The organism is Candidatus Nitrospira allomarina, assembly GCF_032050975.1.
Classification (GTDB): Bacteria; Nitrospirota; Nitrospiria; order Nitrospirales; family UBA8639; genus Nitrospira_E; species Nitrospira_E allomarina.
Genome location: NZ_CP116967.1, coordinates 102,135 through 114,453, shown reverse-complemented (window position 1 = coordinate 114,453; position 12,319 = coordinate 102,135). Strand labels below are relative to the sequence as shown.

General features: G+C 47.6%; 13 protein-coding genes and 1 riboswitch. Of the genes, 3 read left to right on the top strand and 10 right to left on the bottom strand.

From position 1 onward, the window contains the following. Positions 1-35: 35 nt before the first annotated feature. On the bottom strand, positions 36-383 hold the full coding sequence (locus PP769_RS00465; RefSeq protein WP_312643850.1) for a 4Fe-4S dicluster domain-containing protein: 348 nt from the start codon (positions 381-383) through the stop codon (positions 36-38). A gap of 533 nt (positions 384-916) precedes the next feature. On the opposite strand from PP769_RS00465, the gene PP769_RS00460 reads away from it, so the two are divergent. Together PP769_RS00460 and PP769_RS00455 are read left to right on the top strand one after the other, a co-directional pair. Then, positions 917-1,840, top strand: a complete 924-nt coding sequence (locus PP769_RS00460; RefSeq protein ID WP_312643848.1) for a DMT family transporter — start codon at positions 917-919, stop codon at positions 1,838-1,840. A 37-nt stretch (positions 1,841-1,877) separates the two neighbouring features. Further along, entirely contained in the window at positions 1,878-2,270 is a 393-nt protein-coding gene (locus PP769_RS00455; RefSeq protein WP_312643846.1) for a nuclear transport factor 2 family protein, read from the top strand. Positions 2,271-2,417: 147 nt separating this feature from the next. On the opposite strand, the gene PP769_RS00450 is transcribed toward PP769_RS00455, so the two are convergent. Further along, positions 2,418-2,639 (bottom strand): hypothetical protein, encoded by a 222-nt coding sequence (locus PP769_RS00450; protein ID WP_312643844.1) that lies wholly within the window; start codon positions 2,637-2,639, stop codon positions 2,418-2,420. 238 nt (positions 2,640-2,877) lie between these two features. Between PP769_RS00450 and PP769_RS00445 the strand changes: the two genes are divergently transcribed. Continuing rightward, positions 2,878-3,354: a hypothetical protein gene (locus PP769_RS00445; protein ID WP_312643841.1), complete on the top strand. Its 477-nt coding sequence runs from the start codon at positions 2,878-2,880 to the stop codon at positions 3,352-3,354. A gap of 48 nt (positions 3,355-3,402) precedes the next feature. Here PP769_RS00445 and ygfZ read toward each other — a convergent pair whose 3' ends face one another. From ygfZ to rffA, 8 genes are all read right to left on the bottom strand, one after another. Further along, positions 3,403-4,497, bottom strand: coding sequence for a CAF17-like 4Fe-4S cluster assembly/insertion protein YgfZ (gene ygfZ / locus PP769_RS00440; RefSeq protein ID WP_312643839.1), 1,095 nt, complete (start codon positions 4,495-4,497; stop codon positions 3,403-3,405). Further along, complete coding sequence (locus PP769_RS00435; RefSeq protein ID WP_312643837.1) at positions 4,494-4,877, bottom strand: histidine kinase; 384 nt, start codon at positions 4,875-4,877, stop codon at positions 4,494-4,496. The genes ygfZ and PP769_RS00435 overlap by 4 nt, the downstream gene beginning before the upstream one ends. Positions 4,878-4,899: 22 nt before the next feature. Then, the gene (locus PP769_RS00430; RefSeq protein ID WP_312643834.1) at positions 4,900-5,415 is read right to left on the bottom strand and encodes a tetratricopeptide repeat protein; all 516 of its coding nucleotides are present in this window, start codon (positions 5,413-5,415) and stop codon (positions 4,900-4,902) included. A gap of 51 nt (positions 5,416-5,466) precedes the next feature. Beyond that, positions 5,467-6,267, bottom strand: a complete 801-nt coding sequence (locus tag PP769_RS00425) for a sulfide-dependent adenosine diphosphate thiazole synthase (RefSeq protein ID WP_312643832.1) — start codon at positions 6,265-6,267, stop codon at positions 5,467-5,469. Positions 6,268-6,391: 124 nt separating this feature from the next. Then, positions 6,392-8,326, bottom strand: a complete 1,935-nt coding sequence (gene thiC / locus PP769_RS00420) for a phosphomethylpyrimidine synthase ThiC (protein WP_312643830.1) — start codon at positions 8,324-8,326, stop codon at positions 6,392-6,394. A 105-nt stretch (positions 8,327-8,431) separates the two neighbouring features. Continuing rightward, positions 8,432-8,534: riboswitch (TPP riboswitch) on the bottom strand. Between the two features lie 106 nt (positions 8,535-8,640). Continuing rightward, on the bottom strand, positions 8,641-9,855 hold the full coding sequence (locus PP769_RS00415) for a glycosyltransferase family 4 protein (protein ID WP_312643827.1): 1,215 nt from the start codon (positions 9,853-9,855) through the stop codon (positions 8,641-8,643). Positions 9,856-9,951: 96 nt separating this feature from the next. Further along, positions 9,952-10,689 (bottom strand): GNAT family N-acetyltransferase, encoded by a 738-nt coding sequence (locus PP769_RS00410; RefSeq protein ID WP_312643825.1) that lies wholly within the window; start codon positions 10,687-10,689, stop codon positions 9,952-9,954. Positions 10,690-10,765: 76 nt separating this feature from the next. Next, positions 10,766-11,962, bottom strand: a complete 1,197-nt coding sequence (rffA, locus tag PP769_RS00405) for a dTDP-4-amino-4,6-dideoxygalactose transaminase (protein ID WP_312643823.1) — start codon at positions 11,960-11,962, stop codon at positions 10,766-10,768. Positions 11,963-12,319: the final 357 nt, after the last annotated feature.

Genomic DNA, 12,319 nt, shown 5'->3' with positions numbered 1-12,319 from the left:
GGGGCTTTTCTACAGAGCCATGTTTTTCGGGTTGATTAATTTCGAACGCCGGCCCAAACTTTCGCTGGATCGATTTCTTTGTCAGGATTCAGCTGTTTGGCCTTATCCAGTAGTGTATCCGTTGTCTCAGGGATTTCTGGATCAGGTATGCAGCAATCGTCGACAGGGCAAACAGCCGCACATTGAGGCTCATCAAAATGCCCGACGCACTCTGTGCAGCGCTCATAGGTGATCACGTACACCGTGTCCCCTTCACCCTGACCTTCCCCGACCTTATTGCCCTTTTCCTCCGCGGCACTTCGTGTCTCAAAAATTGCCTCGTTGGGGCATTCCGGGAGACAGGCACCGCAATTAATGCACTCTTCTGTGATTAGCAACGACATAATTCCTCCTTAGGGGACAGATAAACCGTCATGTCAATTGTAGGAAGCCAACGCCTACGATTCTTATTAAAATTTGCCTTGGCATGAGGGCCGGTACAGTATCAACTCTCTGGCGATTTTAACGGTGTAAATTTCTTTGCGTCAACCGGACAGAAGACCTATCAGATAAGCCATTCGGACCTGGGGTTAAATGATGAATATTTAGAAACTTTTCAAAGTAATTGTTGGACCCCGTAATCATACCAATCAAGAATGTATTTATACATTGGCTGGAAGACTGTCATATAGTCTGAGCTTGACGAACCTAGGGACGATTGTTATAGCAGCGATGCCTCATCATAGCTGAGGGAGAGGGCGCATCGCATTCGGAGTTATCTTTGAGTAATGGAGAGCGAAAGATTTTGTATGTGCGGATGGACTCTTGGTAGGCTCGGCTCAGAGTTCGTTCGAGATAGGGGTTGTCTTGCCTGACAGTACGATTGGAGATACAGCCCCTTCCGTATTTTTCTCACTTTTTTCTCATTTACCTCCCCATGAAAAACGCTAGCTCGGAATCCTCAGCGTTTTCCGCCTACGCTGCCCTCACGACTGCTGCAGTGGTCTGGGGAGGGTCGGTGGTTGCACAAAAAGTCGCTTTAGGTCCTTTCTCGCCAGTAGAGACATCTGTTTTTAGAGGGTTGGGAGCCTTACTGATCCTTATTCCTCTTTGGCTCTGGAGGGAAGGGGTCGTTCCTTTTTCACGAAAAGATTGGCAAAACTTTTTTTTTCTAGGAATCGGAGTCCTTGGCAATCACCTGTTCGTTCTCTTTGGCCTGCAATTTATTGGGGCAGGGGCTGCTGGCATCATAATAGGTTCAAGCCCGGCCATTACCGCCTTCTTGTCCTCGCTCATCCTTAAGGATATTCCCCTGCGTGTGATTTGGCTTGGCTGTCTTGTCTCGTTTTTAGGAGTATTGAGTATTTCCGGGCGCGAGGCGGTGGATGGATTGGGTTCCAATCCTTTACTCGGAGGGAGTCTGGTGGTCTGTGCATTGGTCAGTTGGGCCTTATATACCATTGGCTGTCGAAAAACCATGGAACGGTTTTCTCCGCTGACGGTGACATGGACGACTCTTCTACTCTCCATGATCTTTGAAATCCCTTTGTTAAGCCTAAGTCACAAAGTCCTGGTTACAGGGGTAGAGTCGGTTCCGGTATCTGGCTGGCTGGCACTTCTTTACGTTATGGTGTTTGCTACGGCATTGGGTCAACAGGCCTGGTTGTTTGGCGTCAAAGGAATCGGTCCTTCCAGAGCAGGAATTTTTGGGAATCTTATTCCCGTTTCTGCGCTGTGTTTTTCGGTGATGATTTTGGGGGAACCGGTTGGCATGAGAGAAATAAGTGGGATAGGATTGATTCTGATTGGGGTCTGGTTGGTTGATCGACAATCCTGTGCCGTGTTAGTGAAGGTCCCCTGATTAGGAAATGGGCGAAAATGAAGAAAGAGAGCGCACGATGCTGAAGGAACGGATTGAGGAAGTGACGCAGATGAATGAGTTGTTTTACCGCGGGTTTGAACAGCTGGATGTTGCGCTGATGGATTCTATTTGGGCTCATCAAGAGTATGTAACCTGCATTCATCCAGGGTGGAGTATCCGGGTCGGGTGGCCGGCGGTTAGGGATTCCTGGGTGGTCATATTCAATAATACATTTTCAATGAAATTTGAACTGACGGAAGTACAGGTTCAAGTTGCCGCCGATGTTGCCTGGGTCATTTGTACGGAAAATATCACCAGTCGGGTGGGAGAGAACGAACAGAATAGCCAGGTGGTATCGACCAATTTATTCGAGCGGATCGGAGACGAGTGGAAGATCATCCATCACCACGGATCACCGCTCATGGAATAAGGTTTAATCGTCCATTGGGTATTGGCGACGCGGGTTATTCTTTCTTTTGCTTGGGTAGCAGGAGAGATTTCCTCACTTTTGGGATCGAAAAAGAGGCGTGAAGGCGGGATGATGATTCAACGCGTGTGAAGGCCAAGAGAAAACTGTTCAAGAGGCAGATGTACTGAATGTCGTCTTAGCCCATTCTTCAACAATCACGTCTCGTTCTTCCATGTTCAACGCGCAATATTTTTTAAACATACCCAGTCCGCCTTTTTTCCGGCGCCATACGACGAATTGTAAAAAGTGTTCCTTGCATAAGGATTGGGTTCCGGCAGGGGCGTAGAGGGGTTCGGTGCATCCCCCGATCAGACATGTATCAGCATCCATAAGCTGGTTCTCCTTGAAGGTTCATCCGGCGACTTTTTCCATTCGAAGTATGCCCAACTGAGAGCGGAGAAGGCAATCAATTCACGCCATGAAATAAATAATTATAGGTGGATGCCATTAATAGAGGGGATTGGTTCCCTTGCTTTCTCTGTCAAATGGCGGGTATCGTAGGCACCCTGTTATAGCCAAACCAATTCGACATAATTTAATAGTGTCGTGGAAGAAAGGAGCGTATTCTGTGTTGACTGCTACAGATGTTTTTGAACAAACGAGGGAGATGGCTTTGCGTGCTACCAGCCAGGAAGAGCGGGCTCTTCAAATCGATTATCCGGCTCTGAGCACGAAGATCGAACAGGCATTGGCAGGTCGGAAGGTTACTCTTCTGTATGTCAATGAATTTTTGCCGGAAGGCTATGAAGATCAAGGGCGTTTTAACGTCATGGTTATGACCTCTGGCCAGGTTCTTTTCGATATGGTAATCGGGGACTCCTACTTTCGGTATGACGTATTTTCTTGCTGTGATTTGGATAAAATTCAATTGATTGATGGGACTTGGGATAATAAGGAAAAACGCACGGAAGAATCATTTCTTAGTCTACGATTGATGCATGGTGATGAGGCGCATATTCTTCTTGCGCTGAACGACGCACAACGTCCGGCGGTATTGTCTTTTGCGGAAAAAATCTCTCATGGCCGACACCCGGAAAAAGCCTGATCCCTATCAGAGTGCGGAAGAATTATTTTGGAATCTTGCGACAGCTGCTTAAGAGACCGTAAACGGTAAGGCGCAGACAGAGGCTGGGAAGCGCTGGTCTCTGATCTCGATTTCTAGGTTTGTCCGGGGTTGGGTAAAATCTCGTAATGGAAATCCAAGGGCAATCGGTTTTTTTACAAGAGGGGAGTGGGTGGAACTGGACACCCACCCCACTTCCCGAGTCCCACTAAAAAGTTTCGCCCCGAGTTCAGGAAGTTGTGGGATTTCGGTTTCAAGAACTAAGCCGACCATGCGTCGCTTCACCGACCCGTACGTATCCATTCTAGCGACGACTTCCTGCCCGGGATAACATCCCTTCGATAGACTAAAGGCGTTCCCCTCAAGGTTGGCTTCTGGCGGAACGATTTTTTCATTTAAGTCTGGCCCAAGGCGAGCCAATCCACTTTCAATTCTGGATGTCTCAAGTGCCTCTCTTCCGACTGGGAGCAGGCCTAGCTCTTTTCCGGTATTCAAGAGATGAGACCAGAGCGAAGGGATGGCTGCGACCGGTATAAACATTTCGTAGTCTTGTCCACCCGTTTCTTCCGTGCGAGCAAGAAATCCTTGTGTATTACCTAAAGTGAAGGTGATGGAATCCAAGACCTGGAGCGATCCCACTTCCAAATTCAAGGCTTGCTTAAGAATCTCCGGACCATTTGGCCCGGTAACAAGGAGAAGTCCCCAACTTTCCAGGCCATTGTGAAGTTTGGCTTTTGTCCCATAGAGTAGAAATTTTCGAAAGGCTTGATAGGTGAGGTCTCCCACCTCTCCCACATCTTCAATGATCAGGGATTCGGGTTGCCGGAACACCCGAAAATAGGAGAGCATTTTCCCTTTATGGTTCATAAAGGCAGAATACCGACCCTCCCCGGATTTTAGAGGAAGAATATCATTGCTGATGAGGCTTTGCAGCCAGGTGACCCGGTCATCTCCAGTGACCATGATTTTTCCGCGTATGGAGAGGTCGGCGAGCCCAGCTCGCCGATGAATAGACTCATACTCTAGGAGAGCATTTCCGTAATGCAAAGGGACTTCCCACTCGCCACAAGCTTGAAACGTGGCTCCCAGGGCTTCATGTTGCTTATGAAGAGGAAGGGTTTTCATGATGTAGCTGCCGCCATGGTTTCCTCAAACAGCGCGAGTGTCCGCGCAGAAAACTCATTGCGCGAGACAATTTTTTGAATTCCCAGGTCTTTGGCCAGTTTCCATGTTTGAACCTCTTCATGATTGGCAAAGGCCAGAATGGGCAATGAGTGTGTTTGAGGAAGGGTTCGTAGAGATTTCACAATATCGGAAGCATTAAGACGGTCATCATTCATGTTAATAATGATGCCCATGGGTTGGCTGGCAAGAGCTTTCGTTTGCCAGTCATCTCCAGTACGGAGACGTTCCAGTTTGTAGCCTTGTGGTAAAAAGGCATCGCGTATTTTGGTGTAGAAGAAAATATCACTCACGGCTACAAGAATCGTTTTGGTGTCTGGCATTTGGTAAGGCCTTTACAAGGTACTAGTTCATGAGAGTTAAAATGCGCATGAGCGCTTGTTTGGCTGTTTTGTATTCGGGATTAAGAGCCAGAGACTTTTTGTAGGAATCGACGGCCTGGTCCCATGCCCCTTGTCGTTCGTACACCCGGCCGAGATTCATATGAGGAAAGGAGGGATTTTCATATCTTTTGGCTTTCATCGCTTTTTCAAGCCAGGGAATGGCCTCTTCCAGCTGGTTGAGCTCAATAAGGTAGGCCCCGATATCGTTGTAAGGATTTCCGAATTCAGGGTCCTGGCGAATAGCCATTTGGCATTCCTCAATGGCTTCCTGCAATTGACCCATGAAACTATAGGCCCAGCCTAGGAATGTGTGGGCTTCGGCGGTCGGAAAAAGGTCGATGGATTGCTTGTAGAGATCCACCGCTTCTTCCAGTTGTCCCTTCATTTGCAGCTCATAGGCCTGCTGGAAAAGGTTCCAGGCTGCCACCTTATCCTCTTCGTTGCCCTCACCCTGGTCGAGAAAATCTTGAATATCCATAGGAAATTGTGTTGCGCACCGTCCTTTTTGTGTTCTCAGGAAAAGAGGCGGTTACTCGCCTTTGAGCTTGTGTTGAACTAATTCAGCTGCGCGTCGGCCGGAAAGCAACATCGACCCAAACGCCGGTCCCATGCGTGGACTGCCATCAACTGCAGCAACGGCCAAGCCGGTCACAAAGCAATTTGGATAGATCTCACGGGTGTTTTCTACCACTAATGCTTCAGAACGCGCTACCCACATGGCCCCGTTTCCAGGAACTTTCTGATATAAATTACGTTGGTGGAGTAAATTAACCACGACGGCGTCATGACCGGTAGCATCAACCACAATTTGACTTTCAAGGGCAATGGGATCTACGTGAATGGTATCATGTCCCGCCATTTCCACAGTGGAATTATTGACAACGACACCTTCGATTCGATGATCTTGCCGAAGAATGAGATCGACCACTTTGGTGAGATTCATGATCTTTACACCGGCTTCGTAAGCAGCGGAAATGAGCCGGCTGGTCACATGGGGGGGGTCAACCATGGTCATCCCAGGGCAGTCTTTAATCGGTTTAAAGGGTATGCCCAATTCTTCAAGAATCCGATCCGCCGGTTCGCAAATCGTGGCCTTATTCATGAGAAATCCACCGGACCAGAAGCCGCCACCAAGAGCCAGTGATTGTTCGATAAGAAGAGTCCGGAAGCCGATCGCGGCGAGATCGCGGGCACAGAGGAGTCCGGATGGACCTCCACCGACAATAATGATATCGCTTTCAATCAGTGAATCGAATTCTTTGTAATACTCCCGTGCAATGTGACGGGTAATGTCCCGTTCTCGTAACGGAGCGATATTAATAGGATTCATAGGGGAGCTCCAGGTAAAATTTCGATTTTTCCACCATACATACAATGCCAATTACGTTTTGGCCCTTGTCTCTGTTCAAATTCCTGCTGGTTTTCTGCAGGTTCCATCATTGACTCTTCCCGCTTTATCGATATAAGTCTCCACCGGTTTTTCGGAACTCTTCTGATTTTTCCTCCATGCCTTGTTTCAAGGCGGCATCATCTGCCAATTGTTTTTCAGCAGCATACTCTCGCACGTCCTGGGTAATTTTCATAGAACAAAAATGTGGGCCACACATGGAGCAGAAATGGGCCAGTTTAGCCCCCTGAGCGGGGAGTGTGGCATCATGGAAATCCTTCGCCGTTTCCGGGTCAAGCGATAAATTAAATTGATCCTGCCATCGAAATTCAAACCGTGCCTGGGAGAGGGCATTATCCCGGTGTTGAGCCCCCGGGTGGCCTTTAGCCAGATCTGCGGCATGTGCCGCTATTTTGTAGGCCATCACTCCGGCTTTCACGTCTTCCTTGTCAGGAAGCCCTAGATGTTCTTTGGGGGTGACGTAACACAGCATCGCGCACCCGTACCAGCCGATCATGGCTGCGCCGATCGCGGATGTGATGTGGTCGTAGCCTGGAGCAATATCAGTGGTTAGCGGGCCCAGGGTATAGAATGGGGCTTCGTCACAGGCAGCCAATTGCTTGTCCATGTTTTCTTTGATGAGTTGCATGGGGACGTGCCCCGGGCCCTCAATCATGACTTGGACGTCATGTTTCCAGGCGATCTTTGTGAGTTCTCCCAGCGTTTCCAGTTCGGCAAATTGAGCCGCATCGTTGGCGTCCGCCAGTGAACCCGGTCGCAATCCGTCTCCTAAGCTAAATGACACATCATAACTTTTCATGATCTCGCAAATTTCTTCAAAATGCGTATAGGTAAAGTTTTCCTGATGGTGAGCAAGGCACCACTTAGCGTGGATGGATCCGCCCCGTGAGACGATGCCGGTCATCCGAGAGGCCGTTAGTGGGACATAGGCCAGGCGAACACCGGCATGGATGGTGAAGTAATCCACGCCTTGCTCGGCCTGTTCCACGAGAGTATCTCGAAAGATTTCCCAGGTCAGTTCCTCAGGTTTCCCCCCCACTTTTTCTAAGGCCTGGTATATGGGTACGGTCCCTATGGGCACGGGAGAATTTCGTATGATCCATTCACGGGTTTCGTGGATGTTTTTTCCTGTGGAGAGGTCCATGACGGTGTCTCCTCCCCATCGGATGGACCAGATTAATTTTTCAACCTCTTCTTCAATAGAGGACGTAACGGCAGAATTTCCAATATTGGCGTTGATTTTTACCAAAAAATTGCGCCCGATAATCATAGGCTCAATTTCTGGATGATTGATATTGGCAGGAATAATGGCCCGTCCTCGAGCTACTTCATCACGAACAAACTCCGGTGTGATGTAGGAGGGAGTGGACGCGCCCCAATTCTGTCCGGGATGTTGAGCCACCCCGAAAGTCTGTCCTGTCCCCTGTTGGGCGGATGGGTGCTCCTCACGTGCCTGGTTCTCCCGAATAGCAATAAATTCCATTTCCGGTGTGACGATTCCCTTCCGGGCATAATGCAATTGCGTGACGTTCCGGCCTGATTTTGCCCGAAGGGGCGGGCGTTGCAAATGGAACCGGATGGCCTGTAAAGCGGGGTCGGTTGCACGCATTCGTCCATACCGTGAGCTGACCTCTTTCAAGGGTTCGACGTCCTGACGTTCGGCGATCCAACCCTTTCGGACGGGATAGAGCCCCTTGCGCACATCAATCTGAACCCCGGGATCCGTGTAGGGTCCTGAGGTATCATAGACAATGACAGGCGGGTTCTGAACTTCGGTGTTATCGAGCACGCTCCGACTGCTTGTTTGATGAATTTCTCGCATGGGGACCCGTACATCCGGTCTCGAGCCCGTTCGATAGATTTTTTGTGAGCCGGGAAACGGTTGAATCGATAGGGAAGAAAGAGGAATGCGGGGCTCCTCCGAAATGACGTGTAATGATGGTGTCGAAGGACTGGATGTGGTGGTTTGGGCTGGTGTCATGCAAACCCTCTCTTTCTGGGATTAGGGAATTGGTCCAGGAAGCTTATTCCAAAAAACAAAAAGCCGCCCCTTTTTTTAGCTAAAGAGTGCGGCTGCTTGTGCGGGCTTTCGTGGCTCCTGCTTCCCTACGCTGGTATTATCCAGGTCAGGTCGTGAGGGTCGTCCCCCTTATTGGGACTCTCAGCGTGTCGCACCCCTAGCGACCTCATGGTAAGTCTCGTTCAGTTTGTTTGTCAAACAGTGACAGGCTCCCATTTTTTATAGTTTGTTAAAAGTTCCTTAACAAAAGCCATTTTCTTAATGGTAGGGGTATGTCAACCTCCATTCTTAAGGTACTTATACACTGTGGTTATATCCTCGATTCCCAATCGAATGTCCAAATTGGCCTGACAAAATTCTATGCCACGACCACCAAGTTCTCTTCCATGATCAGGCAGTGTCAGGATCTGAGCGACAGCCGCCGATAAACCAGCAACACTTTTATTGGGTACTAAAATTCCATGACCAACCTTTTTTAGGAGCTCCGTTTCACAGCCTGTATCAAATCCCACGATAGGTATTCCCATAGCCATGGCTTTATAGGTCGAAAGATTAGTTTCCTCAAAAACCATGGTACGAAGGTACACTGTGGCCGCTGCGTAATAGGGCAGAAGGTCTTCTTGATAGCCAACGAGACGTACATGGCCATAAATATTTAATTTTTTTGCGCGGGCCTCGAGTTCTGATAGCTGATTTCCATCACCAACTAAAAGCCAATGAAGCTTGGGAAACTGTCGGAAAAGGTCAGGAAGGGCTTCCAAAGCATATGCGTGTCCTTTGGATGAATCCAATCGCCCGACAGAAAGAGCAATTAAAGCATCTGATGGCAAATGATAATTTTCTCTAATTGCCTGATGGAATTGTTGTCGTTGATGTCGAATCTTATTAATTTCCTCAAGATCAAGAAGCCCGCGAAGAGGAACGATTTTGGAATCGGGAATGCCTATTGAGAGCAACTCATCTCGGCATCGGGAGGCAGCCGTGAAGAAACAATCGAACAAAGCATGAAATCTGGCGAATACCTTAGGCACCCAGGCTTTTCCATCATCTACCATTTGGGAAAAGAGGGATGGAACCAGATGAACCACCGGGCGTCGCAATATTATTTTTAAAGGCAGGCCAATAGTTAAAACATAATTCGTATGCAAATTGATAATGTCAGGCCGAAACCAGATTAAGGCCTTACCAACATTCCACAACGCATTCATGTACCGTAGGAGAAACCATGTCATATCCCAGCGATCTAATATTTTGAGGATACGCCGTTTGGGAACTTGGGCATAGGCGCCTTTCTCTCGCAGAAGATCTGCATAGATCCATTTCCCTTTGTTCGGTGAAAAGGAAATGACCAAGTGCTTGACCTTATCTGATGGGGTTAACCGGACAATATCCCAGAGCAATCTTGTTGTCCCATATCCGGTAATTCTATCAATCAGATGGAGGACCCGTATCGGCGCTTTATCCTCGATCACTTCGGTTACTTTTTCCATGCCAGGCTGCTTGTTTATTTCTGAGTGTCGTATTCCTTGAATGCCTCGATTTCTGATGTACGTCCTTTAGGCAATGTTGATCCAGGCAGGACCCACCTACTGTGGGATCCAAAAATGATAATAATTCTGAAGAGATTCCGGTAGGTAGCCGGACCTTTCATAAAATTTACAGGCTTGCACATTGTCTTTCTGGGTAATCGCCTCAGAAATCTTTATACCATTGGATAACAGCCATTCATGTAATCGCTTAATCAACAATGAGCCGATTCCTTGACCTTGGACTTTTTTTTGAACCCCCATCAGGCCAATTTTCCCCATACCATTTTTTGTAGACCCGGTAACCATCCCGAGATATTCCTCTCTATTTCTGGAATCCGGCACGACAAACACCACATCAGCAACTTCATGTAAAGTGCTTCGATTGATCCAAATATGATACAGGCTTGCAAACTTGTCCCTGGGAATACATGGATCTATATAAAATCTGGAATGGCCACCTCCGATTAATGCTAGATTCACGAGCTGCTTATTGGCGGGCAAGAGAGGGTATTCAATTGCTTGAACCGGAATGCTCGGCATCTTTTCCCCACCCACGGTGGAGTCGGAACTTAGCTTCCGTCGATAGGTGATCTTTTTATCTACGAGGGAACCTGAAAAACTTCGAAGGATAGGCAAAGGGATCATCCGTTTCGGGGACGTGGCCCAGTAAATCAAGCGATAGCCATTTTCTTTGGCATAAATCAGAATGCTCATGAGTTCTGAGTCGGTTAATTCTGGAGTAATAATCTGCCCTACCGAAATCTCAAAATGCTGAGAGTCCCAGGGTAGTGGCATAAGAAATGTGAAAAGATTATCCCTGATTTTCTATTCTCACTTCGTGCAATGAGTTTACTCTTTAACCCTCTCGGCACTAATTGACGAATCGGAGTGCCGGTGGTTCTTCTCGTTTTAGGTTTATATTTTCTTTCACGATTTTTACCCCTTCGGTAATACATTTTACGATGTATTCCTGCTCCACTTCAGTCATTTCGTAATAAAAAGGCAAACGCAAAAGTTGCCCGCTTAATTGCTCTGAGATTGGAAAATCGCCCTCAGCATATCCGAACTTTTTCCCCATGGGCGAAGTGTGGAGTGGAACAAAATGAAAAACTGCCAAAACATTCTGTTGTCTTAAATGCCCCATGAGGGCATCTCTGGTTTCCATATCTGGCAGAAGAATATAAAACATATGGTAATTGGTTTTGCAGTCTTCGGGTATGGTAGGAAGACTGAGTAGTCCTTGAATTTCAAGGGGTCTCAACAGTTGCCGGTACTGTTTGTAAATAGCCTTTCTTCGCTCCGCTATTGAGTCCAACATTTCCAATTGGGCATAGAGGAATGCACAGACGATTTCACTTGGCACATAGGACGATCCAATATCCACCCATGTATACTTATCAACTTCTCCACGAAAAAAATCGCTCCGGTTGGTTCCCTTGTCTCGAATAATTTCCGCTCGCTTAATCATTCCCGGATCGTTGATACACAGGGCCCCTCCTTCTCCGCAAATATAATTTTTGGTCTCATGGAAACTATAGGTACCAAGATGTCCAATACTTCCGAGGGGGCGTTCGTTATAATATGCGCCTACTCCTTGTGCCGCATCTTCTATGACGAAAAGATCATGCTTGTTTGCAATCGCCATAATGCGGTCCATTTCGCACCCGATCCCGGCATAATGAACAGGGATAATGGCCTTTGTTTTAGGGGTAATGGCTTCTTCAATCCGATTTTCATCCAGATTCAGCGTGTCAGGTCTGATATCCACAAATACGGGCCTGGCGCCCAATCGAACAATCGAATTGGCAGTGGAGACAAAGGTATAGGATGGGAGAATGACCTCATCACCGGCCTCCAGCTTACATAGCATTGCGGCCATTTCCAAAGCTGCCGTGCAAGAAGGGGTCATGAGCACTTTGGGAATTCTGAACTGTTTTTCAAACAAATCCGAACATTTTTTAGTGAAATACCCATCACCAGCCAGATTTCCAAACGTCACGGCTTGCGCAATATAATAAAGCTCTTTTCCCGCAATGAACGGTTTGTTAAAGGGTATAATATTTTTCATCTTTCCCCCTCCATTTATTTGCAGTCCCTCTCTATTCCTTCTCCGTTTGAGATTTCTTGACTGAGCTGAGAATTTCGTTCCTCACAGGGTTCTGAAAAAATCCGGAGGCGATTAGTCTTGACAGTGGAAGTTCCAAATGCGCTGTTGAACTTTAACTCTTTTCCCCTTGCACCTATTCGAAATACCAAAGGGCATACTTTGCTGGAATTGCATGGATTCGGCAAAGTTTGGTTGCCCTCACTGGGAATTTTTGGCACCTCTATCCAGTCAGGCAAACTCTTGACCATGTATTGCTGAGCCCAGCTGTCCCGGACTAATTAGTTTATTTATAGCAGGATATCCATTTTCTTACGGCTG

Bases quoted from the DNA above. Each gene is read 5' to 3' on its own strand.
- PP769_RS00410 (WP_312643825.1), bottom strand. From the start codon at position 10,689: ATGCCACTACCCTGGGACTCTCAGCATTTTGAGATTTCGGTAGGGCAG.
- PP769_RS00455 (WP_312643846.1), top strand. From the start codon at position 1,878: ATGCTGAAGGAACGGATTGAGGAAGTGACGCAGATGAATGAGTTGTTT.
- ygfZ (WP_312643839.1), bottom strand. From the start codon at position 4,497: ATGAAAACCCTTCCTCTTCATAAGCAACATGAAGCCCTGGGAGCCACG.
- PP769_RS00465 (WP_312643850.1), bottom strand. From the start codon at position 383: ATGTCGTTGCTAATCACAGAAGAGTGCATTAATTGCGGTGCCTGTCTC.
- PP769_RS00430 (WP_312643834.1), bottom strand. From the start codon at position 5,415: ATGGATATTCAAGATTTTCTCGACCAGGGTGAGGGCAACGAAGAGGAT.
- PP769_RS00450 (WP_312643844.1), bottom strand. From the start codon at position 2,639: ATGGATGCTGATACATGTCTGATCGGGGGATGCACCGAACCCCTCTAC.
- rffA (WP_312643823.1), bottom strand. From the start codon at position 11,962: ATGAAAAATATTATACCCTTTAACAAACCGTTCATTGCGGGAAAAGAG.
- thiC (WP_312643830.1), bottom strand. From the start codon at position 8,326: ATGACACCAGCCCAAACCACCACATCCAGTCCTTCGACACCATCATTA.
- PP769_RS00460 (WP_312643848.1), top strand. From the start codon at position 917: ATGAAAAACGCTAGCTCGGAATCCTCAGCGTTTTCCGCCTACGCTGCC.
- PP769_RS00435 (WP_312643837.1), bottom strand. From the start codon at position 4,877: ATGCCAGACACCAAAACGATTCTTGTAGCCGTGAGTGATATTTTCTTC.
- PP769_RS00415 (WP_312643827.1), bottom strand. From the start codon at position 9,855: ATGGAAAAAGTAACCGAAGTGATCGAGGATAAAGCGCCGATACGGGTC.
- PP769_RS00425 (WP_312643832.1), bottom strand. From the start codon at position 6,267: ATGAATCCTATTAATATCGCTCCGTTACGAGAACGGGACATTACCCGT.